Raw genomic sequence first — 2,184 nt, 5'->3', positions numbered from 1 at the left:
CACCGCGTTCGGTGTGGTGAAGCCGGCCGCCGACGCGGAGGACGCCGAGGGCGGCAAGGACGCGGACAGTGAGCGTACGGCCGTGTTCCGTGCGGTGAAGCCGGGTTCCGCTTCGGCGGAGGCCGGGAAGGACGCGAAGCCGGCCGGGAAGTCGTCCGGGGAGGTGCGTACCACCGCGTTCGGTGTGGTGAAGCCGGCTGCCGACGCGGAGGACGCCGAGAAGCCGTCCGAGAAGCCGTCCGAGAAGCCGTCCGGGCGGGACGCGAAGCCGGACGCCGACTCCGACAGCGAGCGCACCGCCGTCTTCCGCGCCGTGAAGCCCGGCTCCGCCCCCGCCGGTGACAAGAAGCCGGCCACGCCCCCCGCGGACTCCGACAGCGAGCGCACCGCCGTCTTCCGCGCCGTGAAGCCCGGCTCCGCCGCGCCGCAGGCCGACAAGCCCGCGGCCGCCAAGCCCGCGGCCGACAAGCCGGTGACCGACAAGCCCACGGCCGACAAGCCCGCGGCCGACAAGCCCGGCGGCAAGCCGTCCGCGGACGTCCGTACCACCGCGTTCGGCGTCGTGAAGCCCGACGCCGGTGGCAAGGACGCCGCGAAGCCCGGCACGCCCCCGGCCGCGCCCGGAAAGCCCTCCCAGGCCCCCGGCGCCGCGAAGCCCGCCGCCGCCAAGCCCGGCACCGAGAGCGACCGCCGGGTCAGCACCTTCGTGCCGCTGCGCGGCGAGGGCGAGTCCGGGCCCGCCGCGAAGCCCGCGGCCAGGCCCACCCCGCCGCCCCCGCCGCGCCTGGACCCCAGCGAGCGCACCACCCAGCAGCCGCTGCCCCCGAGGCCGCCGCTCGACATGCTGGCGGACCTCACCAACAACCCGCCCCCGCCGCCCACCCCGATGCGGAACGCCCTCCGGCGGGTCAAGATCTACGCGCCGGTCGTGCTGCTCCTGGCCCTCGTGCTCGCCGTCGTGCAGCTGGTGCGCCCGCTGCCCGCGCCGAAGCTCAAGCTGACCGCGAAGGCCACGTACACCTTCCCCGGCGGGGCGCCCAACCTGCCCTGGCCCAGCGAGGGCCAGTCCTCCATGGCCGCCGCCGGCCTCGGCACGATCGGCAGCTCCGGGGAGCAGAAGCCGGTGCCGATCGCCAGCGTCACGAAGTCGATGACGGCGTACATCATCATGCGCGACCACCCCTTCAAGAAGGGGGAGAAGGGCGCGATGATCGACGTCGACAAGACCGCCGAGATCGAGGGCCAGAAGGACAAGTCGGACAACGAGTCCACCCTCAACACGGTCAGGGAGGGCGGGAAGATCTCGGAGTACGACGCGATCGCCGCCCTGATGATCCCCTCGGCCAACAACATCGCCCGGCTGCTCGCGCGCTGGGACTCCGGTTCCCAAGAGGCGTTCGTCAAGAAGATGAACGACACCGCCAAGGAACTCGGCATGACCAACACCACGTACACCGACCCCTCGGGCCTGGACGCCACCACGGTCAGCACCGCCGAGGACCAGGTGAAGCTCGGACTGAAGATCGTCGAGATCCCGGCGCTGGTCGACATCACCCGCATGCCCAGCTGGACCGACCAGACGGGCAAGACCTGGCCCAACTGGAACCGCCTGCTCCCGCTCAACGACACCCTCGGCATCAAGACCGGTACGACGACCAAGGCCGGCGGGAACCTCCTCTTCGCGGCCCAGAAGAAGGTCGGCGACACCAACCAGCTGCTCGTCGGCGCGGTCCTCGGCCAGCACAAGCCGCCGATCATCGACACCGTCATCGCCGCCAGCCGGACGCTCCTGATCGCCACCCAGAAGGAGGTCCAGGGCGCGCCGGTCGTGAAGAAGGGCCAGGTCGTGGGCTACGTGGACGACGGGCTCGGCGGTCACACGCCGGTCGTCGCCACCGCAGACGTCCAGGCGGTCGGCTGGTCCTCGCTGACCGTGGACATCAAGCTCGGCGACGGCGGCACCGCCATTCCGGAGTCGGCGAAGGCCGGGACCCAGGTCGGCGTGCTGACCGTCGGCGACGGTGCCAGCCAGGTCAAGGTGCCGGTGGCGCTCCAGCGCGCTCTGGACACCCCGGGCTTCGGCAGCAAGCTGACCCGGATCGGCTGAACCCGGCGGGCGCGGGGGGGGGGGGAAGAGCGGCGTAGGGGGGCTGGGTGCGGGAGTAGGGGCTGGTGGGGAGGGCG

Annotated in this window: 1 protein-coding gene; it reads left to right on the top strand. The window is 72.6% G+C overall.

From position 1 onward, the window contains the following. Nucleotides 1–2,107, top strand: a 2,107-nt coding sequence (locus tag ACZ514_RS29350; protein WP_469126089.1) for a D-alanyl-D-alanine carboxypeptidase family protein, incomplete at its 5' end; no start/stop codon positions are given. Between the last annotated feature and the right edge of the window lie 77 nt (nucleotides 2,108–2,184).

Source organism: Streptomyces sp. NPDC034086 (assembly GCF_055575515.1).
Note: the sequence above shows the minus strand (reverse complement) of the source record. Positions and strands in the feature narration are given on the sequence as shown.